This is a genomic window from Enterobacter sp. 22452 (assembly GCF_052045065.1).
Classification (GTDB): domain Bacteria; phylum Pseudomonadota; class Gammaproteobacteria; order Enterobacterales; family Enterobacteriaceae; genus Enterobacter; species Enterobacter mori.
Map to the genome: position 1 here is coordinate 141931 of NZ_JBQEOB010000006.1, position 20537 is coordinate 162467.

General features: G+C 54.8%; 15 protein-coding genes, 1 tRNA gene and 1 pseudogene. 9 read left to right on the plus strand and 8 right to left on the minus strand.

From position 1 onward, the window contains the following. The first annotated feature begins 1 nt into the window (after position 1). The 4 genes from ACTJJA_RS17910 to ACTJJA_RS17925 all read left to right on the plus strand — a co-directional run bounded on the left by ACTJJA_RS17910 (position 2) and on the right by ACTJJA_RS17925 (position 3224). On the plus strand, positions 2-481 hold the full coding sequence (locus ACTJJA_RS17910) for a hypothetical protein (protein ID WP_440668851.1): 480 nt from the start codon (positions 2-4) through the stop codon (positions 479-481). A 241-nt stretch (positions 482-722) separates the two neighbouring features. Then, positions 723-1604, plus strand: a complete 882-nt coding sequence (locus ACTJJA_RS17915; RefSeq protein ID WP_440668895.1) for a GlxA family transcriptional regulator — start codon at positions 723-725, stop codon at positions 1602-1604. Positions 1605-1689: 85 nt separating this feature from the next. Next, entirely contained in the window at positions 1690-2688 is a 999-nt protein-coding gene (locus ACTJJA_RS17920) for a class I SAM-dependent methyltransferase (RefSeq protein WP_440668852.1), read from the plus strand. Between the two features lie 95 nt (positions 2689-2783). Further along, positions 2784-3224 (plus strand): acetyltransferase, encoded by a 441-nt coding sequence (locus tag ACTJJA_RS17925; RefSeq protein WP_440668853.1) that lies wholly within the window; start codon positions 2784-2786, stop codon positions 3222-3224. On the opposite strand, the pseudogene ACTJJA_RS17930 reads toward ACTJJA_RS17925, so the two are convergent. Further along, positions 3221-4247 (minus strand): annotated as a pseudogene (locus ACTJJA_RS17930) (virulence RhuM family protein). The gene ACTJJA_RS17925 and the pseudogene ACTJJA_RS17930 sit on opposite strands and share 4 nt — an antisense overlap. Before the next feature lie 57 nt (positions 4248-4304). Next, entirely contained in the window at positions 4305-4646 is a 342-nt protein-coding gene (locus ACTJJA_RS17935; RefSeq protein WP_159515229.1) for a SymE family type I addiction module toxin, read from the minus strand. A 128-nt stretch (positions 4647-4774) separates the two neighbouring features. On the opposite strand from ACTJJA_RS17935, the gene ACTJJA_RS17940 reads away from it, so the two are divergent. Further along, positions 4775-4939 carry a YlcI/YnfO family protein gene (locus tag ACTJJA_RS17940; protein ID WP_248235551.1) on the plus strand — a complete coding sequence of 55 codons (165 nt, stop codon included), beginning with the start codon at positions 4775-4777 and terminating at the stop codon, positions 4937-4939. Between the two features lie 14 nt (positions 4940-4953). Beyond that, positions 4954-6741, plus strand: coding sequence for an AIPR family protein (locus ACTJJA_RS17945; RefSeq protein ID WP_440668854.1), 1788 nt, complete (start codon positions 4954-4956; stop codon positions 6739-6741). 6 nt (positions 6742-6747) lie between these two features. On the opposite strand, the gene ACTJJA_RS17950 is transcribed toward ACTJJA_RS17945, so the two are convergent. Then, positions 6748-6842: transfer RNA gene (locus ACTJJA_RS17950), tRNA-Sec, on the minus strand. Positions 6843-7129: 287 nt separating this feature from the next. On the opposite strand from ACTJJA_RS17950, the gene ACTJJA_RS17955 reads away from it, so the two are divergent. Together ACTJJA_RS17955 and yicI are read left to right on the plus strand one after the other, a co-directional pair. Continuing rightward, positions 7130-8521 carry a glycoside-pentoside-hexuronide family transporter gene (locus ACTJJA_RS17955; protein WP_089598287.1) on the plus strand — a complete coding sequence of 464 codons (1392 nt, stop codon included), beginning with the start codon at positions 7130-7132 and terminating at the stop codon, positions 8519-8521. Positions 8522-8533: 12 nt separating this feature from the next. Continuing rightward, positions 8534-10852 (plus strand): alpha-xylosidase, encoded by a 2319-nt coding sequence (yicI, locus tag ACTJJA_RS17960; protein WP_440668855.1) that lies wholly within the window; start codon positions 8534-8536, stop codon positions 10850-10852. A gap of 157 nt (positions 10853-11009) precedes the next feature. On the opposite strand, the gene ACTJJA_RS17965 is transcribed toward yicI, so the two are convergent. Next, entirely contained in the window at positions 11010-12698 is a 1689-nt protein-coding gene (locus ACTJJA_RS17965; protein ID WP_440668856.1) for an AsmA family protein, read from the minus strand. Between the two features lie 119 nt (positions 12699-12817). Continuing rightward, positions 12818-14209, minus strand: a complete 1392-nt coding sequence (locus tag ACTJJA_RS17970; RefSeq protein WP_440668857.1) for a nucleobase:cation symporter-2 family protein — start codon at positions 14207-14209, stop codon at positions 12818-12820. Positions 14210-14434: 225 nt separating this feature from the next. Between ACTJJA_RS17970 and gltS the strand changes: the two genes are divergently transcribed. Then, positions 14435-15637: a sodium/glutamate symporter gene (gltS, locus tag ACTJJA_RS17975; protein ID WP_089598284.1), complete on the plus strand. Its 1203-nt coding sequence runs from the start codon at positions 14435-14437 to the stop codon at positions 15635-15637. Between the two features lie 2 nt (positions 15638-15639). Here gltS and recG read toward each other — a convergent pair whose 3' ends face one another. Genes recG through spoT form a run of 3 tightly spaced genes read right to left on the minus strand, consistent with a single transcriptional unit; the run spans position 15640 to position 20533 of the window. Next, complete coding sequence (gene recG, locus ACTJJA_RS17980; RefSeq protein ID WP_440668858.1) at positions 15640-17721, minus strand: ATP-dependent DNA helicase RecG; 2082 nt, start codon at positions 17719-17721, stop codon at positions 15640-15642. Positions 17722-17724: 3 nt separating this feature from the next. After that, positions 17725-18414 (minus strand): tRNA (guanosine(18)-2'-O)-methyltransferase TrmH, encoded by a 690-nt coding sequence (gene trmH, locus ACTJJA_RS17985; protein ID WP_421511329.1) that lies wholly within the window; start codon positions 18412-18414, stop codon positions 17725-17727. 4 nt (positions 18415-18418) lie between these two features. Then, complete coding sequence (spoT, locus tag ACTJJA_RS17990; RefSeq protein WP_023309883.1) at positions 18419-20533, minus strand: bifunctional GTP diphosphokinase/guanosine-3',5'-bis pyrophosphate 3'-pyrophosphohydrolase; 2115 nt, start codon at positions 20531-20533, stop codon at positions 18419-18421. Positions 20534-20537 lie beyond the last annotated feature (4 nt).

The following is a 20537-nucleotide window of genomic DNA, read 5'->3' on the forward strand; positions in this document are numbered from 1 at the left end:
CATGGCTCGTTTTCGTCAGCTACTGTATCTGTTCACCGCATGTCTGCTGGTGGGGGTAATGCTGTCGGGTTATTACCTGTGGCACCGGTATTACGTGCAGCCTTTTTCGTGTCAGGCGAACCTGGTACAGCATCATCCCGAAGAGAAACTCACCCTGTGGCTGAATTACATCTTTGACGGCAACAGCGGGACGCTCAGTATGAATGGCAGCGTTGATAGCGATCCGACAAAAAATATTGACCGGAAAATATTTTTTCAGGTTGAGCGCAAGGATAATGTCTTTTTACTGACTTCCTTACGGCATATGAAATTCCCGGACGATAATGTTACCGATAGCTGGCTTGAAAAATATGAGCCGCAGTTCTTCGTATACCCCGGAAAAAGTATTTATATTCGGATCAATGAACAACAAAATGATAACTATATTTTCACGTTAGGAACATTACCGACATATGTATGCCGCAGTTCAAAAAATGGATGAGCGTATTTAGTAAAAAGTTATCAAAGCCGCCGTTTTCATTTATGCTTGATTTAGAGCTTAAGGATTATCTTAGGAATATAAATAGCAGCCACGTGTTGCAATAATGTTGTTCTTATTCAAATTTGGCAAGAAAATGAAAACTCTCTTTGACTCTTCCGGTGGAGGTATATCTGCGTCGGAAACGCAGCTGCATATTGGGTTACTGCTGTGGCCCCGGTATTCACTGCTAGCCTTGTCCGGCCTGCTGGAAGCGTTGCGATACGCAACCAAAGCCCAGAAGAAAAAAGCATTCAAAATCAGTTTACTCAGCGAGCAGCCTGATAACCCTGTTACCAGCAGCTCTGGGGTGAGCATCAGGCCCGATGCCCCGCACGCGCCGCCGGAGACGTTTAACTATATTGCGATCATCGGCGGCGAGCTGGAGTACCTCTCGCAGGGTTATCCGGGGGACAGAGACTACCTCGCCCATGCCCACCATATGAAGGTCCCGCTGATTGGCATCGGCACCGGCAGCTTTGTGCTGGCGCAGGAGGGGTTGTTGAACGAACGACGCGCATCGGTTCACCCTTTCCACCTTGAGCGATTCCGCCACGCATTCCCGCAGGTATACGCCGAACAAGGCTATGATTTTATTGACGAGGGGGATGTTCTGACCTGCCCCGGTGGGATCTCAACCATTACCCTTGCGACAGAGCTTATTCGCGCCCACGCCGGCAGTGAGATCGCCCATAGCGCCTGCCAGCGCCTTTCCCTGACGCCGCATGAGACGGCCACGCCCCGGCCTGCCAACATTGCCTTGATCCCGGACTCACGCCTGCGCCGTGCGGTCATGATGATTGAGCAGTATCTGACACGCCCGCTCAGCACCGCCGGGCTGGCCAGCGAAGTGGCGCTCAGCGAGCGTCAGCTTAACCGCCTGTTTCACGCCGAGTTTGGCAAAACGGCGCGGGAATTCATTCGCAGCGCCAGGCTGCGCTACGCCTGCTGGCTGCTGAAGAACTCGCAGCAAAGCGTCACGGACATTGCGCGGCGGATGGGCTTTAGCGACTGTGCGCACTTTATCCGTCACTTCCAGACCGAGTACGGCTGCACGCCCGGGGTATGGCGCACGTCGCAGAGCTAATGCCCCGATTTCGTGCTTTCTTCGTAGGGTATTACTGGCTCGCCTGGATAGACTTCCGTTAAAAGCCCAACGGAGGGAAGACGACATGAACTGGCAGCCTTTTCGCGGCGATGCACCGGCAAATATGACGATTTTCAGTGCGTCATTTCCCGACGTCAGCGACCAATGGCCGATGAAAGACGATGCTGCCCGTGAGATCGCCGCCCTCGACCGGGCGCTGAAGGCCGAGCCTGCGCTCCGGCCTCCGCGCGTTGAATACGACGAGGGGGGACAGGCCGTGCTTGTCCCGCAGAACCGCTATTCCGAGCAGGCCTTTCGCAACCGTCCGGCGCTTACCGCGTGGCGAACCCGGCTGGTGCCCTCCGCGCTGGCGCTGTTTGTGGTGCAAAACCCGCTGGAAGAGCGTCTTCCCGAAGGGACGAAAATGGACAGCGACAGTCGCCAGTGGTTTATCCACGCTAACGATGCGGTAGGCGTGCGCTCCCGCGCCCGGGTGCTGGCCGCGCTGGTGGATAAGTACATTCATAATGAGAGCGAGAACAACTGGGTAAGCCTGGCGAGCGGGGCCGCCATTCCTGTACTGGAGGCGCTGCGCGAGGCAAAGCTCGACGGCCAGCAGGTGTATCTCACGCTGGTGGACAAAGACCCCGTGGCGCTCAGCTGGGCCGAAACCATGGCGGCGCAGGAAGGGATTGTGGTGGGCGAACAGCTAACCCTCCTCAGGCGCAACCTGTTTCATACCCTGGTGCGTAACAAGGACTTACTGCTGGAGCTGGGCGAGCATCAGGCCGAACTGGTCGACGCGCTGGGGATCTTCGAATACTTCAACGATGCCGATGCGGTGATTTTTCTCCAGCGCGCGCTGCGGCTGGTAAAGCCCGGCGGCGCGGTGATTGTGTCGAACATGCTAACCAGCAGCCCGCAAATTGACTTTGTGCTGCGGGGGATCGGCTGGGAGGATATTTACCCGAGGTCGTTACAGCAGCTGCAGGATATCCACCTCGCGGCGGGCGTGCCGGTGGAAAACGTTACCGTGGTGGTGCCGAAGGACGGGGTGTACGCGGTGATGGAGATTAAAGCGTAGCTCGGTCGGTTCCCTCTCCCTTGAGGGAGAGGGTGAGGGGGGCAGACCGCAAAGCGTGGCTTGAAATAGTTCGGTTTTCCAATCATGATCCCCTCATGAAAATAGAAACCGCACTCCCCTCACACTTCGAACGTCTGGCCGCGATCTGGGAATCCTCCGTTCGCGCCACCCATCACTTTCTACAGGAAAGCGATATTGCGGCGCTGCGCCCGTTATTGCTCAACGCCTATCTGCCTAACCTTAAGGTCGTGATGGCCCGCGATGATGCAGGCGTTATTCACGGCTTTTTAGGCGTGGATGAAAACCGCATTGAAATGCTGTTTGTTGACGATGCGAGTCGCGGGAAGGGCGTCGGGAAATTGCTGCTGAACCACGCCATCACAGCGTTCGGCGCGAACGAGGTGGACGTGAATGAGCAAAATCCGCAGGGCGTCGCGTTTTATCGCCATATGGGGTTTGAGCAGGTCGGGCGCTCGGAACTGGACGGGCAGGGGAATCCGTTTCCGCTGTTGCATATGCGGTTGAATCGGGATTAGCGCTTAGCCTGCTTATCCCATTTTAATAAGCCGACGATATCTTTCTCACCCTCGGCTTTTTTCAGCAGGCGCTGCTTTTTTTCAAACTCCATGTATTCTGAGCACGCCTTTTCATCAGTCGCTTTCTTGCTGATACTGCCTGCCCCTTCTAATACGTCCCGGTCGTTAAATTGCAGGAACTGATCGAGTTTGGTTTGCCAGTCTCGTAAAAATACCTGCTTGCGGCGTTTGGCCTGATCTTCAGCAAAGTCGAGCCACATATTAACGACACGATTTAGTTCGCTGACTTCATCCTGAGACAGATAATTTTTGCTGTGGTGACATCGCTTTTACGGACTTCTTCGCCTTTATAGCTGGTCAGCCCCATATGGGATTGAGTGACGTCCGCGCGCTGGTGAATCAACTCAGCAGCGGTGTGTCCAGTGCAGGCAAAATGCACTTTATTCTGGATGGTCTGGAAGAATTGCGTGGTTTCTTTGAGCGAAGGTTGATAATCAGCGGCTAACGCTAAAATCTCCTTCACGCGGAGATAAACCGGCGTTTGCTGGCCCGTATATCGCGAATGCGTTCCAGCATTTCATCGAAATAGTCAGGTACGGCGGATGATCCGACAGGCGGATTCTTCAGCCGCTCGTCGTCCATAACGAAGCCTTTAACCAGGTATTCTTGTAGCGTTTGGGTGGCCCACTGGCGGAACTGGGTACCTCGCGCGGAGCGGACGAGATAGCCGATGGCGAGAATGACGGGCAGGCTAAAATATTGAACGTTATATACTTTACCATCGCTGGCAGTTGTTCGGTAAAACCGAACAACTGAATTTTCGACCAGTTCACCCTCATCGAAAATATTCTTGATATGCCCACTGATCGTTGCTTTGGCTTTGCCGTATAACTCACAAATCGTAGCCTGTGAGAGCCACAACGTATCGCTTTCGAAGCGGCATTCAATGCGAACTTTTCCATCTTTGCTGGCAAACATGACGAACTCACCGACTGGTGAATTTATTAATTTTTCATATGTCATGCTGCCTCCGCGTCATAAGGTGATGCCTTTAAGTTCGTAGTAAGCCAGAAACAGCCGCTAAGCCAGGTGGTTTGTATTTGATTTTGCGAGGCGCTTTCCAGCATGCGGAATTTGGATCGCTGCAAGCGCGTTCTCTATCTCAATAAGCTTCGCCTTCGTCCGTTTATAATCATCCTGCAACCTCTGCTCCTGCTCGTTATACGCCACCAAAACGATGCATCCTTTCATGACCTTTACCGTGACCTGCTGCCCAGTATCAAAACCCGCCGCGCGCAGCCACTTGCCGGAAAGGATGATTTTCGGCGTGGATTTGTCGAAAACATTCGGGCGGTATCCCACAATTAACGAACGCTCGGTTCCGGATTGGTCGGTGTCTGGGGTAGAATGCGAATCAGCCATAATCAACTCCTTGATAGTTGGTGAGGTTAGACGCCCTTTAGTGCTCCAACACTGCTGGGCGTTGTCAGAATTCAGAATGCATGTGGTAGGTACCACGTGCAGATAAACTAACCGAAGTGGTACCTACCATGCAAGAGAAAAAGAAACCAAATTTTGACCGGACCAAGAGTACGATGAAGAACATTCGTTTTGAGGATGAGCTTTTAGAAAAGATTGAGAAAGCTGCGGGGAAAGGGAACTTTAGTAAGTGGGTTAAAGATGCTTGTATAAAAAAACTCGAAAACGGTCATTAATTGTAGGGAAATCTATGAAATACAATATATTAATAAGTATTTTAGATAAGTTAAGAAGCGAAGCTTCCGATAATTTTAAAAAGAAGTATGCTCTACAGGAAGAAGATGAGGATAAAATAAATGCAGCAAGATCTAGGGCTTTTATTCATCTGTTCTTGAAGGTAAGTTTTGGTTTAATAAGATTTGAAGAGCGGGAATGGTATATAACCGATGGTTCTTACGATGGTGGTATTGATGGGTATTATATTGATCATGATTTAAAAATTATTTATTTAATACAGTCAAAATTTAGAACTACAGAGAGAAATTTCGAAAGTAAAAATATTGAGCTTGAAGAAATTTTAGTTATGGATATTGATAATATTCTCACTGATGGAGCGGAAACAGACGAAAAAGGTAATTTATATAATGGGAAAATAAAACAACTTCAAAGAGAAGTAAAGGAAATTAGTGATATAGCAAGATATGCATACAAAGTTATCATTCTTGCAAACTTAAATAATGTTACGGTAAGTCAACTCAGGAGATTGACATGTGGTATTTCACCTTTGGTGTTCGATTATAAAAAAACATACTCCGATTTAGTATTTCCTGTTATATCTGGAACATATTTTACCGCGAATGATATCTGCATCCCTATTGATCTTTCAAATAAGAGCGCTGGGAGTAAAATAAGTTATACCGTGAAAACGAAAGCGAGTGATTGTGAAATAACAGTGCTTTTTGTTCCTACGCTAGAAATTGCAAAGGTGATGAGTAAATATAAAAACTCAATTTTAAAATATAATCCACGAAGCTATCTTGAATTTGAAGGTCAGGCAGTTAATTCTGCAATCAGAAAGACAATATGTGATAATGAAACAAATGAGTTTGCATTATATAATAATGGGATAACAATATTGTCTGATGAAACGTACATTAATGAAAGAATCGGACAGAAAAATAAAGCTCAACTTAGTATAAAAAACCCACAGATAATTAATGGGGGGCAGACCTCTTATATATTAAGTCGTATATATGAAGAGACAAAGGAAGATTTGGTAGGTAAAGTGTTTCATGAAAAAGAAGTTTTATTAAAAATTATAACTCTTATTGATAATGATAGTGTTGACAATAAATTAAAATTAATTGATGAGATATCTAATGCAACTAATAAGCAAACCCCTGTTATAAATGCTGATAAGTTTGCAAATGAAACGTTTCACCAAAAATTACAAGAGAGAGTTTTCCAAAGATTCGGTTTACTTTATGAAAGGAAACGAGGGGAGTTTGCTGATGGCTTAAACAATAACTACATAACTTCAGAGCAATTGATTGAACGAAATTTATTTTTAAGAATATATTATTCAGCAAACGGAATGATAGAAGTTGGGGCACAAAAGAAATTATTTCAAAAAAATGACACATCGAAAATTAAATTGGATGATGATAGTTTAGATAACTTCTATTATGGTTTCATAGCTTTCAATTATTTAGTGGTACAAACCTCTAAAAACAAAAGATTAGTACATCTTAATAAATATGATAAACTATTATCCCTTAAGATTTATTTATATGTTTATTTGTTTAAAGGGAAGCCTGAGAATATATCAGAAAATATCCTATATTTAGAAAGAGAGTGGGGTAAATTCTTAGAGGTTATGAAGGTAAATAATAATAATAAGTTCAATTATACATACAAAGATAGACTTACAGGAGAAATGGTTTCCATTTTTAAATTCGAAAAATACATAAAGTCTAATAAATTTGAGCGAGACGCCAGATTGTATTTCGAACAGCTAATTACTAGTTCATCACAATAAAAATTTTGGCGGAAGATCACAGGAGTCGAACCTGCCCGGGAACGCTGGCGTCCCCAACTGGATTTGAAGTCCAGCCACCTCACCGGAGATGACGATCTTCCGCGCCTCGATTGCTACATGGAGGCGGGGCGCATTATAGCTACTTTCAGACATTTACCACATACCCCACACCACTTTTTTCACCTCTCTTTTGACCTTTACACCCCTGTTTAAGTTAATTCCTAAGAAAATCCTCATGTTAGCCCCTCGTGCTCTCAACATTTACCGCGATCACAAAAAACAAGAAACGTAATCTGCTAACCAGAAAACGCAATACCCGCTCCTGAAACAATGGTTTAAAACTCTGTAACCGGTCTCAGCGCCCCTACAGCGTGAAGGATACAAAAAGATGAGCGAAGTATTGTCAGTAAAAGAGAAGATTGGCTACGGCATGGGAGATGCCGCCAGCCACATTATTTTTGATAACGTCATGTTGTACATGATGTTTTTCTACACCGATATTTTCGGCATTCCCGCCGGGTTTGTCGGCACCATGTTCCTGCTGGCGCGCGCGCTGGATGCCATCTCCGACCCGTGCATGGGGCTGATTGCCGACCGCACCCGCAGCCGCTGGGGCAAGTTCCGTCCGTGGATTTTGTTTGGTGCCATCCCGTTCGGCATCGTCTGCGTGCTGGCCTACACCACGCCGGACCTCAGCCTCAACGGTAAAATGGTTTACGCCGCCATTACGTACACGCTGCTGACCCTGCTCTATACCGTGGTCAACATCCCGTACTGCGCGCTGGGTGGCGTGATCACCAACGACCCGACGCAGCGTATCTCCCTTCAGTCCTGGCGCTTTGTGCTGGCGACGGCGGGCGGCATGCTCTCCACGGTGCTGATGATGCCGCTGGTGAACCTGATTGGCGGCGACGATAAGGCGTTCGGCTTCCAGGGCGGGATCGCCGTGCTGTCGGTGGTCGCGTTCCTGATGCTGGCGTTCTGCTTCTTCACCACCAAAGAGCGCATCCAGGTGCCGCCGAGCACCACCTCCATGCGGGAAGACCTGCGCGACATCTGGCACAACGACCAGTGGCGCATCGTCGGCGTGCTCACCATCCTCAACATCCTCGCCGTCTGCGTGCGCGGCGGCGCGATGATGTACTACTGCACCTGGATCATGGGCTCGCCGGAGGTGTTCGTCGCCTTCCTCACCACCTACTGCGTCGGCAACCTGATCGGCTCCGCGCTGGCGAAACCCCTCACCGACTGGAAGTGCAAGGTCAGCATCTTCTGGTGGACCAACGCCGCGCTAGCGGTGGTCAGCGTGGCGATGTTCTTCGTGCCGATGCACGCCACCGTGCTGATGTTCGCCTTTATCTTCGTCATCGGCGTGCTGCACCAGCTGGTGACGCCGATCCAGTGGGTGATGATGTCCGATACCGTCGACTACGGCGAATGGACCAACGGCAAGCGCCTGACCGGCATCAGCTTTGCGGGCACGCTATTCGTGCTGAAGCTCGGCCTGGCGCTGGGCGGGGCGATGATCGGCTGGATGTTGGCCGGCGGCGGCTACGACGCGGCAGCCAAGACCCAGAACAGCGCGACCATCAGCATCATTATCGGCCTGTTTACCCTGGCCCCGGCGGTCTGCTACGTGCTGAGCGCCATCATCGCCAAACGCTACTACACGCTGAAAACTCCTTTCCTGACAAAAATCATGGGCGAGCTGGCGCAGGGCGCGCGCCGCAATCAGCAGGAGTTTGAAAACCTGCCGGTCAGCAAAGAATTACAGAACTAAGAGGACGAGAGTATGAAAATCAGTGATGGAAACTGGCTTATTCAACCGGGCCTGAACGTGACATATCCGGTGCAGGTGTTCGACGTGGAGCAGCAGGGCAATGACCTGGTGGTGTACGTGGCGCCGCGCGACGTGCGCGAGCGCACCTGGCAGCTCGACACGTTGATGTTCACGGTGCGCCTGTTTGCCCCGCAGGAAGGGATTGTCGGGGTGCGCATCGAGCACTTCCAGGGCGCGCTGAATAACGGCCCGCACTATCCGCTCAACGTATTGAAAGACGTGAAGGTAGAGATTGAAAACAACGCCGATTTTGCCGAGCTGAAAAGCGGAAGCGTCAGCGTGCGCGTCACCAAAGGCGAGTTTTGGGCGCTGGATTTCCTGCGTAACGGCCAGCGCATTACAGGCAGCCAGCTGAAAAACAACGGCTACGTGCAGGATGCCACTACCGACCGCAATTACCTGTTTGAACGCCTGGATCTGGGCGTGGGGGAAACGGTCTACGGTCTCGGCGAGCGCTTTACCGCCCTGGTGCGCAACGGTCAGCGGGTCGATACCTGGAACTGCGACGGCGGTACCAGCACCGAACAGTCCTACAAAAATATTCCGTTCTACCTGACCAACCGCGGCTACGGCGTGCTGGTCAATCATCCGGAAAACGTCTCCTTCGAAATTGGCTCGGAGAAAGTCTCCAAAGTGCAGTTCAGCGTCGAAGGCGAGTATCTGGAGTACTTCGTGATCGACGGCCCGACGCCGAAAGAGGTGCTGAACCGCTATACGCAGTTTACAGGGCGTCCGGCGCTGCCGCCTGCGTGGTCGTTCGGCCTGTGGCTGACCACCTCGTTCACTACCAACTACGACGAAGCGACGGTCAACAGCTTTATCGACGGCATGGCCGAGCGCGACCTGCCGCTGCACGTGTTCCACTTCGACTGCTTCTGGATGAAGGCCTTCCAGTGGTGCGACTTCGAGTGGGACCCGGTGACCTTCCCGGACCCGGAAGGGATGATCCGCCGCCTGAAAGAGAAAGGGCTGAAGGTCTGCGTGTGGATCAACCCGTACATCGGACAGAAATCCCCGATCTTCCGGGAGCTGAAAGAGAAGGGTTACCTGCTCAAGCGCCCGGACGGCTCCCTGTGGCAGTGGGACAAATGGCAGCCGGGGCTGGCGATTTACGACTTCACCAACCCGGAAGCGTGTCAGTGGTATGCCGACAAGCTGAAAGGCCTGGTGGAGATCGGCGTCGACTGCTTTAAGACCGACTTCGGCGAGCGTATCCCGACCGACGTGCAGTGGTTCGACGGGTCCGATCCGCAGAAAATGCACAACCACTACGCCTACATCTATAACGAGCTGGTGTGGAACGTGCTGAAAGAGACGGTGGGAGAAGAAGAGGCGGTGCTGTTTGCCCGTTCTGCCTCCGTCGGGGCGCAGCAGTTCCCGGTACACTGGGGCGGCGACTGCTACGCCAACTACGAATCGATGGCCGAAAGCCTGCGCGGGGGGCTGTCGATTGGCCTGTCCGGCTTCGGGTTCTGGAGCCACGATATTGGCGGGTTTGAAAACACCGCCCCGGCGCACGTCTACAAGCGCTGGTGCGCGTTTGGTCTCTTCTCCAGCCACAGCCGCCTGCACGGCAGCAAATCCTACCGGGTGCCGTGGGCGTACGATGACGAGTCCTGCGACGTGGTGCGCCACTTTACGCAGCTGAAATGTCAGCTGATGCCGTATCTGTATCGTCAGGCGGCGCTGGCGCGCGAGTTCGGCACGCCGATGCTGCGGGCGATGATGCTGGAGTTCCCGGACGATCCGGCGTGTGATTACCTCGACCGCCAGTACATGCTGGGGGATGCGGTGATGGTTGCGCCGGTGTTCTCCGAGGTGGGGGACGTGCAGTTCTACCTGCCGGAAGGCCGCTGGACGCACCTGTGGCACAACGACGAAATTCAGGGCAGCCGCTGGCATAAGCAGCAGCACGATTTCATGAGCCTGCCGGTCTACGTGCGCGATAACACGCTGCTGGCGCTGGGTAACAATAACCAGAAGCCGGACTACACGTGGAATGAGGGGACGGCCTTCCAGCTGTTTAACCTGGACGACGGCGCAACGGCGGTGAGCGAAGTGCCTGCGGCGGACGGCTCTGTGGCGTTTACGCTGAAGGCGTCACGTCAGGGCGACGTCGTGACCTTTACCGGCGCGGGAGACGCGAAAAAGTGGTCGGTGTGCTTGCGCAACGTGCAGAAGGTGAGCGGCGTGAAAGGCGGTTCACACGCAGGCAGCGAGTGGGGTGTGGTGGTGAAAGCGGAGGGGAATGAGGTAGTGGTTCACTTCTGAGCCGCAAAAATGCCCGGTGGCGCTTCGCTTACCGGGCCTACGATAATTATGCGGTCTGATGCCCTCACCCTGACCCTCTCCCACAGGGAGAGGGAACAAACATCAAAAACGGCAACAGGGTTGCCGTTTTGCATTTACCTTGCGCCACCCGGCTTGTTTATTGCACTGGCGTTGAAACCACACCGCCCGTCATCGCCTGCTGCACCTGCTGTTTATCCATATTCACCGCGTTCAGCTTGCCGTTCACTGTTGGCTTCAACGGGGCATTCGCCTGCACGCTGCCGCTGGCGGTGAGCTGAATATTGCCGTCGCCCGTGATCGGCAAAGCAGGCCACCCCCACTGCTGCAGCACGTTGAGCGGCACGCCGCGCCCGTTCAGGCTCACAGTGGTCTGCCGCTGCGGAAGCTGCGAAACCGTTGCCGTAGCTTCCAGAATACCTTTCTCGGTAAACGCGCTCAGGTCGGTAATGTTCACCGTGGCGGCGTTCGCATTCAGCGCGAGTGACGGACGGCGCACGTCCACGCGGTTAAAGGTCGCGGCCGCACCGTTCAATGTTGCGCTGCCGCCCCAGACGCCCCACTGGCGGTCTTTCGCCAGCTGCAGGTTTGCACCATAGCCGTCCAGAGAGGTGATCTGCCACGGGAAAGCAGGATCGATGTCGATCACCAGATTGCGGCTCAGGCCGAATTTTTTTAGCGTCACGCTGTTCAGCCATTCCGGCAGGGGATCCATCCACAGCGTTTTCCAGTTTTCAGGCAGGGTGTATTCCAGCCCGGCGATGGCGGCATCATCCAGCACCAGCGCTTTGCCGTCGCGCAGCCAGTTGCCGGAGGTGCGTACCATCCCGCCTTCCCAGCGAGAGGTGAACTGGCGCAGCGCGATACCCTGCGGGGAGAATTCAGCGTTCAGGATCGGGTCGAACAGATGCAGCGAGCCGTAGATAAACTCGCTCGCGTTCATAGACAAACGCCCTTCCTGGCTCTGCCAGTCGCCTTTGCTGAGAGTCAGGTTGCGCAGGCTCAAATCAAGGTCCGTCACCGCCCAGTCCGGCCCCTGCAGGCGCGCGTCGGTCACTTCCAGCCGACCAATCTGCAGGGAAGGGAGCGTGGTGATGGGAGCAAAGAAATCCATCAGCGATTTATCGCTTTGCAGGCGGATCTCATTCAGACGCATGCTGTCGATAATCCAGCTGCCGTCAGCGTTACGCAGGGCGGAGCCGGTGAGCGAGCCGCGCGCCATATCCGCGCCAATGGTGCTCAGCACCACCTCTTTACCGTTGAGCTGTCCCTGAATCAGGACGTTGCTGGCCGGGACGCCGTTCAGGGTGAGCGAGCCTGCGCTCATCTGGATCTGCGCATTTTTGCCTAGCACGTTGCCCGCCTCTGGCTGCCACGGACTGACGCCGCCTGTGACTTTCTGCGCGCTCAGGTCCCATTCGGTATTCGGGCTGTTAAAGGCCATGTTGTTTAGCTGCAAGCGGTCCGCCTGGAAAGGCAGCGGCGCAGTTTGCGGAGAGAGGTTCAGCGTGCCATCGAACAGGGTAATGGTGTCCATATGCAGCGGATCGGTTACCTGACGGCTGCTTAAACCGATATCGACCTTTTTGGCCACCAGGGTGGCGGGTTTGCCGTCACGACCAAAGGTGACATTTTCCAGAATGAGGTGAGAAGGGGATGAAAAGCGGTGATCCATCAGGTCAAAGTTGAGTTCGTAATCGGTATTTACCGTAACCCAATTGCTGGCCTGCGACGCGCCCCAGCGGGTCTGGAGCAAAATATAGAATGCCAGCACTACCACAAGCAGAGCTAACAGAAGATAGATGATCAGCTTTCCAATAAATTTCATGGTCTTCCATCCCGCAAAACGCACATAAAGGAGTTATGCACGATTTATGCGCAATGCTCAAGGCGGGAATGGTGTAAAGAGATGTCACGGCAGGCCTTGACAGCCTGCCGTGAGAGAAATCAATTTTTCTCAGGCGGGAAAACGAGGTTCAGAACGATAGCAGTGATACCGCCCGCGGCAATGCCGGAAGAGAGCAGGTTTTTCACCCAGTCAGGCGCAAACTGCAGGATCAGAGGCTGCTGAGAAACACCCAGACCGACTGCCAGAGACAGGGCGATAATCATGATCGCGCGGCGGTTCAGCGGCTCGCGGGAGACGATACGCACGCCGGAGGCCGCGATAGTGCCGAACATCACCAGCGTCGCGCCGCCCAGTACCGGCTCAGGGATGTGCTGCACAAAGCCGCTTACCGCCGGGAACAGGCCGAGGACGATCAACATTAGCGCCACCACAAACCCGACGTAGCGGCTGGCCACGCCGGTCAACTGGATCACGCCGTTGTTCTGACCGAAGCAGGAGTTCGGGAAGGTGTTGAATACGGCAGAGACAAATGAGTTCAGGCCGTTCGCCAGCACGCCGCCTTTCAGGCGCTTCATGTACAGCGGACCGGACACCGGCTGCTCAGAGACGTCCGAGGTAGCGGTGATGTCGCCGATGGTCTCCAGAGAGGTGATCATAAAGACCAGCATCAGCGGCAGCAGCAGGCCCCAGTCAATGCCCAGTCCGTAGTACAGCGGCGTTGGGATAGTGATCAGCGCGGCATTCGTCGGTGCGGTATTTTGCGGCAGCATATCCAGCGCCCAGGCCATCAGGTAACCGGCCGCCATCGCGATAACCAGCGAGGCCACGCGCAGGTAAGGGTTACGCTGACGGTTAAGTAGAATGATGATTGCTAACACCACGCCTGCCAGCAGCAGGTTTTTCGGTGCGCCGAAGGTGTTATCGCTCATTGCCGCATAACCGCCGCCGATGGATGTCAGGCCCACCTGAATCAGCGACAGGCCGATAATCATTACGACCACGCCGGAAACCAGTGGGGTGATGACGCGACGCGCCAGGTGCAGAACGCGGGAGATCACCATCTCCGTGCAGCTTGCCAGCATCAGCGTGCCGAACAGCGCCGCCATCATGGTTGGAACATCCGCCCCACCGGTTTTCAGCGCTGTACCGCCCATGATTAGCGGTGCCACGAAGTTAAAACTGGTGCCCTGAATCGACAATAATCCCGACCCTACCGGACCCCAGGCTTTAATTTGAATAATAGAGGCGACGCCGGAGGCAAAAAGAGACATGCTGATAATGTGCTGCGTGTCCTGCGCCGGTAAACCGAGCGCCTGGCAAATCAGCAGCGCCGGGGTTATCACCGCAACAAACATCGCCAGAAGATGCTGGCAGGCGGCGAAAAGCGTTTGCGGCAGCGGCGGGCGGTCTTCAAGGCGGTAAATCAGTTCGCTATTTTGCTTCTGCGCAATCGGTTGCGCATCAGGCGACTCTATGGTGTTAACGGACATCGGCGGCAATCCCACGGTGGAAAAGCGGGCATTTTATCTGACCACCTGGTAAAAGCAAACGATTGCCAGCAAAAAAAGGGAAGAAAATCTGCCGCTGCGCGCAGGTTTTCTACTCCCCATCGGGAAAAAAAATTACACTTTTTGCGCCGGGAGCTCATGACGAGCGCAAACCGGCCCAGGATAACGCCGCGTGTGTATGGAACACGCGCAAAACAGGAGCCTTCTATGATTCATCTCGATACGTTGTCGACACTTGTTGCCGCAACGCTGGTCTTACTGCTTGGTCGTAAGCTGGTACATAGCGTTTCCCTTCTGAAGAAATACACCATTCCTGAACCTGTCGCCGGTGGCCTGCTGGTGGCGCTGGCCCTGCTGATACTGAAAAAAAGCATGGGCTGGGAAATCGATTTTGATATGTCCCTGAAAGACCCGCTGATGCTGGCCTTCTTTGCCACCATCGGCCTGAACGCCAACCTGGCGAGCCTGCGGGCGGGCGGTAAAGTGCTCGGCGTATTTCTGATTGTGGTGGTGGGGCTGCTGCTGATGCAAAACGCCATCGGCATCGGGATGGCGACGCTGCTGGGGCTGGATCCGCTGATGGGACTGCTGGCGGGGTCGATTACCCTTTCTGGCGGCCACGGTACCGGTGCCGCGTGGAGCAAGCTGTTCATCGAGCGCTACGGGTTTGAAAACGCGACGGAGGTGGCGATGGCCTGTGCGACCTTTGGTCTGGTGCTGGGTGGCCTGATTGGCGGCCCGGTGGCGCGTTATCTGGTTAAACACTCCACCACGCCGAACGGCAGACCTGACGATGAGCTGGTGCCGACCGCGTTCGAAAAACCGGACGTCGGGCGCAGCATTACCTCGTTGGTGCTGATTGAAACTATCGCCATGATCGCCATCTGCCTGACCGTGGGCAAAGTGGTTGCGCAATGGCTGGCGGGCTCTGCGTTTGAACTGCCGACGTTTGTTTGCGTGCTGTTTATCGGGGTGATCCTGAGCAACGGTCTGGCGCTGATGGGCTTCTACCGCGTGTTTGAACGGGCGGTATCGGTGCTCGGCAACGTCTGCCTGTCGCTGTTCCTGGCGATGGCGCTGATGAGCCTCAAACTGTGGGAGCTGGCCTCGCTGGCGCTGCCGATGGTGGCGATACTGGCGGTGCAGGCGCTGTTTATGGCGCTGTACGCCATGTTCGTGACCTGGCGCATGATGGGTAAAAACTACGATGCGGCGGTGCTGGCGGCGGGTCACTGCGGGTTTGGTCTGGGGGCTACCCCAACGGCTATCGCCAACATGCAGGCGATCACCGAACGGTTCGGGCCATCGCACATGGCGTTTCTGGTGGTCCCGATGGTTGGTGCATTTTTCATTGATATCGTCAACGCGCTGGTGATTAAGCTGTACCTGATGCTGCCGATGTTTGCCTGAAATCAGGCGTTGGAGTAGCGTTCGGTTTCCGGCATCCAGCGCTCAATTAACGCTGCCGCCTGTTCGGGGTAGCGTTCATGAATATGGCGGGCGAGGCGCTGAACTTCGGGGATCATCGCCTGATCGCGTAGCAAATCTGCGACTTTGAATTCCGCGTTCCCCGTCTGACGCGTGCCCAGCAGTTCGCCCGGGCCGCGGATCTCCAGGTCTTTTTGCGCAATCACAAAACCGTCGTTGCTGTCGCGCAGCACCTGCAGACGCATTTGGGCGGTTTTTGAGAGCGGGGCTTTGTAGAGCAGTACGCAGTGGGACGCTACCGCGCCGCGGCCAACGCGTCCGCGCAGCTGGTGGAGCTGGGCAAGGCCGAGACGCTCCGGGTTTTCGATGATCATCAGGCTGGAATTCGGGACGTCCACGCCGACTTCGATCACCGTGGTGGCGATCAGCAGATGCAAATCACCTTGTTTGAACGACTGCATCACCGCCTGTTTTTCGGCGGGCTTCATGCGTCCGTGCACCAGACCGACGTTCAGCTCCGGCAGCGCCAGCTTTAGCTCTTCCCACGTGGCTTCGGCAGCCTGCGCTTCCAGCAGTTCAGACTCTTCAATCAGCGTACAGACCCAGTAGGCTTGACGGCCTTCGTGGGTGCAGGCGTTGCGCACGCGGTCGATGATATCGCTGCGGCGCGTGTCAGGAATGGCGACCGTTGTGACCGGGGTACGGCCCGGCGGCAGTTCGTCAATGGTGGAGGTATCCAGATCGGCGTAGGCGGTCATCGCCAGGGTGCGCGGAATCGGCGTAGCGGTCATGATCAGCTGATGCGGGTGGAAGCCCTGCTGCAGGCCTTTCTCCCACAGTGCCAGACGCTGATGCACGCCGAAGCGGTGCTGCTCGTCGATAATCACCAGCGCAAGACCGTTAAACTGCACCTGCTCCTGGAAGATGGCGTGCGTGCCGACAATCATCTGCACCTGCCCGCTGGCAATGGCATCCTGTTGCGCAAGGCGCGCTTTGCCTTTTTGCTTCCCGGCAAGCCAGCCCACTTCAATTCCCAACGGTGCGAACCAGGCGCGGAAATTGTTGGCGTGCTGTTCAGCCAGCAGTTCGGTCGGCGCCATCAGCGCCACCTGCTTGCCGTGGGCAATCGCGCGCAGGGCCGCCAGGGCGGCAACCAGCGTTTTACCGGATCCCACGTCGCCTTGCACCAGGCGCATCATCGGCACGTCGAGCGCCATATCGCGTTCAATCTCGGCGGTGACGCGCGCCTGTGCGCCGGTGGGTTTAAACGGCAGCGAGGCCAGCAGCTTATCTTTGAGTTCATCGCGTGGGCTTAAGGCTTGGGCATGGAAACGCTGTGCGCCAGCGCGAAGCGCCAGCATGCTCAGGTTATGCGCCAGTAATTCCTCAAGGATAAGACGCCGTTGGGCGGGGTGTTTGCCGCTTTCTAAATCGCTGAGCTGTAGCGTTGGTGGCGGGCGGTGCAGGGTGCGCAGCGCCTCGGGCAGGCTCATCATGCCCTGCGCCAGCTCGGGCGGCAGCAGCTCGGTGATAGCGCAGGTATCCAGCAGCTCCAGCGCCTGATCGGTGAGTTTACGCAGCGTCGCCTGCTTGATGCCTTCCGTCGTCGGGTAAACCGGGGTGAGCGTCTCCTGCAGCTCCGTCGTGCTGAGATCGCCCTGTACGCGGTACTCCGGGTGGATCATCTCTGCGCCGTACTTCCCGCGTTTGGCCTCGCCATAGGCCAGCACCCTGCGGCCCGTCGCCAGGCTGTTTTTCATCGCCGCGTTGAAGTTGAAAAAACGCATGGTGAGAATGCCGGTGCCGTCGCTTATCTGGCAGGTCATCATCCGGCGTCCGCCGAAGGTGATGTTGCAGTTCAGGACTTCGCCTTCAACGGTGGCGTAAATGGCGGGAAGAAGATCGCCAATCTTATAAAGCTGAGTGCGGTCTTCGTAACGCAGGGGGAGGTGAAGCAGGAGATCCTGCACGGTATGCAGGCCAATTTTTGCCAGCTTATTGCTTTGCGCCGCGCCCACGCCCGTCAGGCTGTTTAGCGGGATGGCATCCAGCAGGCGGCCTTTCATCGCTTACCCGGCGTACTGCATGGTGGCCCACCACTCGGCATCGGCTTCAATTTCGCCCTGCGCGTTGACGTGGGGGTAAGGCAATTTTTTCTGCTTCGCAACGCGAGCCAGAACCGGATAACCACCTTCAAACAGCAGGCGCTGCTGTTCCTCTTCCGGCAGCATGCTGTTGCTGCGCTCATACATTCCGGCGTTCTGACGCTGGCGCTGCGCTTCATACAGAATGAGCGCAGACGCCACGGAGACGTTCAAAGACTGCACCATGCCGATCATCGGAATGATGATGTCCCGATCCGCCAGATCCAGCGCTTCCTGGGAGATCCCGGTTTTCTCCTGACCCATCAAAATGCAGGTCGGGCGGGTGTAGTCGATCTCGCGGAAATCTACGGCTTTAGCGGACAGGTTAGTGGCAAGGATCTGCATCCCGCGCCCTTTCAGGTGCGATACGGCTTCGCCAATGGTTTGATGATTTTTGACAGACACCCAGCTATTGCTACCTGCCGCCGCCGAGACCGTATTTCGCATACGGCCGTCCGGCCAGACGGCGTGCACTTCATGCACACCGACGGCATCTGCGGTACGAACGATAGCAGAGACGTTATGAGGTTTATGCACCTGCTCCATGCAGACCGTCAGGTCAGGCTGACGCCTGGCGAGCATTTCGCAGATACGTGCATAACGTTGTGAATTCATAAACCTAGTTTCGGTTTCGGGTGACTTTAATCACGTCCGGCATGACGCGGATCTTGCGCATAATATTCGCCAGATGCACGCGGTCGCGGGCGGTCAGACGAATAAAGGCGCTGTACACGCGACCATCTTTTTCTTCCGTATTCAGGCTCTGAATATTGGAAGAGGCCGTGTTTATCGCTGCCGTCAGGTTCGCCAGGGCACCCTGGTGGTTGAACATATCCACCTTAATTTCGGTGATAAATTCCTGCGCGGTCTCTTTATCCCACTCGACCGCCATAAACTTCTCGGCTTCTTTCTGGTAGCCGCGAATGTTTCGACAGGACTCGTGGTGGATAACCAGCCCTTTACCCGGGCTGACGTGCGCAATAATCGGGTCGCCAGGAATTGGGCGGCAACATTTTGCGAAGGTGATCAGCACCCCGTCCGCGCCTTTAATCGGCAGGTGTCCGTGGCTTTGCGTCGTTGCAGGCACCGCTGTTGTGTCGCCTTGCTGCAGGTTCTTCGCCACCACCACGCTCATGGCGTTGCCGAGGCCAATCTCTGCCAGCAGATCGTCAAGCGATGCGAGCTTCATGCGCTCCAGCTCACGCTGGACGTTCTCCTGCGGAATTTCAGCCAGCTTACGGCTGCCGCCCAACGCGTGGTTGAGCAGACGACGCCCCAGGCTGACGGAATCATCACGCTTGAGGTTTTTCAGCAACTGGCGAATTTTAGCGCGCGCTTTGGAGCTCACGACAAAGTTCAGCCAGGCTGCGTTCGGACGTGCGCCCGGCGCGGTAATAATTTCTACCGTCTGACCGCTGGAGAGCGGCTGAGACAGCGGATAAGGTTGTCTGTCGACACGCGCGCCGACGCAGGCATGCCCGATGTCGGTGTGCACGGCGTAAGCGAAGTCGACCGGCGTTGCGCCCGCAGGCAGTTCGACAATGCGACCTTCTGGGGTGAAAACGTAAATCTCATCCGGGAAGAGATCGGATTTAACGCTCTCAATAAATTCAAACGAGCTACCCGCACTCTGCTGAAGCTCCAGCAGGCTCTGCATCCAGCGCTGGGCGCGGATTTGTGCGGTTGTGCTGCTTTCGCCACCGTGCTCTTTATACGCCCAGTGTGCGGCAACACCCATCTCTGCCATCTGGTCCATGTCTTCGGTGCGAATTTGCACCTCAACAGGCACGCCGTGTGGCCCGATCATCGAGGTGTGCAAAGATTGATAGCCGTTCGCTTTTGGAATGGCGATGTAATCTTTCATGCGACCCGGACGCGGTTTGTAGAGGCTGTGCATCTGCCCCAGCACGCGATAACAGGTGTCGGAGTCGTGGACGATCACGCGAAAGGCGTAGATATCCATGATCGAGTGAAAACGCTGCTCTTTGAGCACCATTTTGCAGTAGATGGAGTACAGGTGTTTCTCGCGACCGCTGACGCGGCACGGGATCCCCGCTTCCTGTAAGCGCCCTTCGATTTCAGAGAGGATCTTTTGAATCATCTCTTTACGGTTACCGCGTGCGGCTTTCACCACCTCTTTAATCACGCGATAGCGGTTCGGGTACAACGCTTCAAAACCCAGCTCTTCCAGCTCGGTTTTAATGTGATGAATACCTAAACGGTGCGCCAGCGGGCTGTAGATTTCGAGGGTTTCACGGGCAATGCGGCGACGTTTATCCGGGCGAAGTGAGCCCAGCGTGCGCATGTTGTGGGTACGGTCAGCGAGTTTGATGAGAATGACGCGGATATCCTGCACCATCGCCATAATCATCTTGCGGAAGTTTTCGGCTTGCGCCTCTTTCTTGTCGCGGAAATTCAGCTTATCAAGCTTAGAGACCCCTTCCACCAGTTCGGCAACGCTTTTGCCAAACAGCTGTTCCATGTCCTGATAAGTGGCAGGGGTATCTTCGATCACGTCGTGCAGCAGAGCGGCCATCAGCGTTTCGTAGTCGAGTTTCATCTCGGCCAGAATACAGGCCACCGCTACCGGGTGCGTGATATAGGGTTCACCGCTTGAACGTGTCTGGCCCTCGTGAGCGTCACGTGCAACGAGATACGCCTGCTGAAGACGCTTAATCTGGTCTTCAGGCAGGTAGGTTTGAATCAGTTGATTCAGGCTTTCAAACAGATACAAGGGC

What these genes read in the sequence shown, in the direction of transcription:
- ACTJJA_RS17970 (WP_440668857.1), bottom strand. Translation starts at nt 14,209, where the DNA reads ATGTCCGTTAACACCATAGAGTCGCCTGATGCGCAACCGATTGCGCAG.
- ACTJJA_RS17925 (WP_440668853.1), top strand. Translation starts at nt 2,784, where the DNA reads ATGAAAATAGAAACCGCACTCCCCTCACACTTCGAACGTCTGGCCGCG.
- ACTJJA_RS17935 (WP_159515229.1), bottom strand. Translation starts at nt 4,646, where the DNA reads ATGGCTGATTCGCATTCTACCCCAGACACCGACCAATCCGGAACCGAG.
- ACTJJA_RS17920 (WP_440668852.1), top strand. Translation starts at nt 1,690, where the DNA reads ATGAACTGGCAGCCTTTTCGCGGCGATGCACCGGCAAATATGACGATT.
- yicI (WP_440668855.1), top strand. Translation starts at nt 8,534, where the DNA reads ATGAAAATCAGTGATGGAAACTGGCTTATTCAACCGGGCCTGAACGTG.
- recG (WP_440668858.1), bottom strand. Translation starts at nt 17,721, where the DNA reads ATGAAAGGCCGCCTGCTGGATGCCATCCCGCTAAACAGCCTGACGGGC.
- trmH (WP_421511329.1), bottom strand. Translation starts at nt 18,414, where the DNA reads ATGAATTCACAACGTTATGCACGTATCTGCGAAATGCTCGCCAGGCGT.
- gltS (WP_089598284.1), top strand. Translation starts at nt 14,435, where the DNA reads ATGATTCATCTCGATACGTTGTCGACACTTGTTGCCGCAACGCTGGTC.
- ACTJJA_RS17945 (WP_440668854.1), top strand. Translation starts at nt 4,954, where the DNA reads ATGAAATACAATATATTAATAAGTATTTTAGATAAGTTAAGAAGCGAA.
- ACTJJA_RS17965 (WP_440668856.1), bottom strand. Translation starts at nt 12,698, where the DNA reads ATGAAATTTATTGGAAAGCTGATCATCTATCTTCTGTTAGCTCTGCTT.
- ACTJJA_RS17910 (WP_440668851.1), top strand. Translation starts at nt 2, where the DNA reads ATGGCTCGTTTTCGTCAGCTACTGTATCTGTTCACCGCATGTCTGCTG.
- ACTJJA_RS17955 (WP_089598287.1), top strand. Translation starts at nt 7,130, where the DNA reads ATGAGCGAAGTATTGTCAGTAAAAGAGAAGATTGGCTACGGCATGGGA.
- ACTJJA_RS17940 (WP_248235551.1), top strand. Translation starts at nt 4,775, where the DNA reads ATGCAAGAGAAAAAGAAACCAAATTTTGACCGGACCAAGAGTACGATG.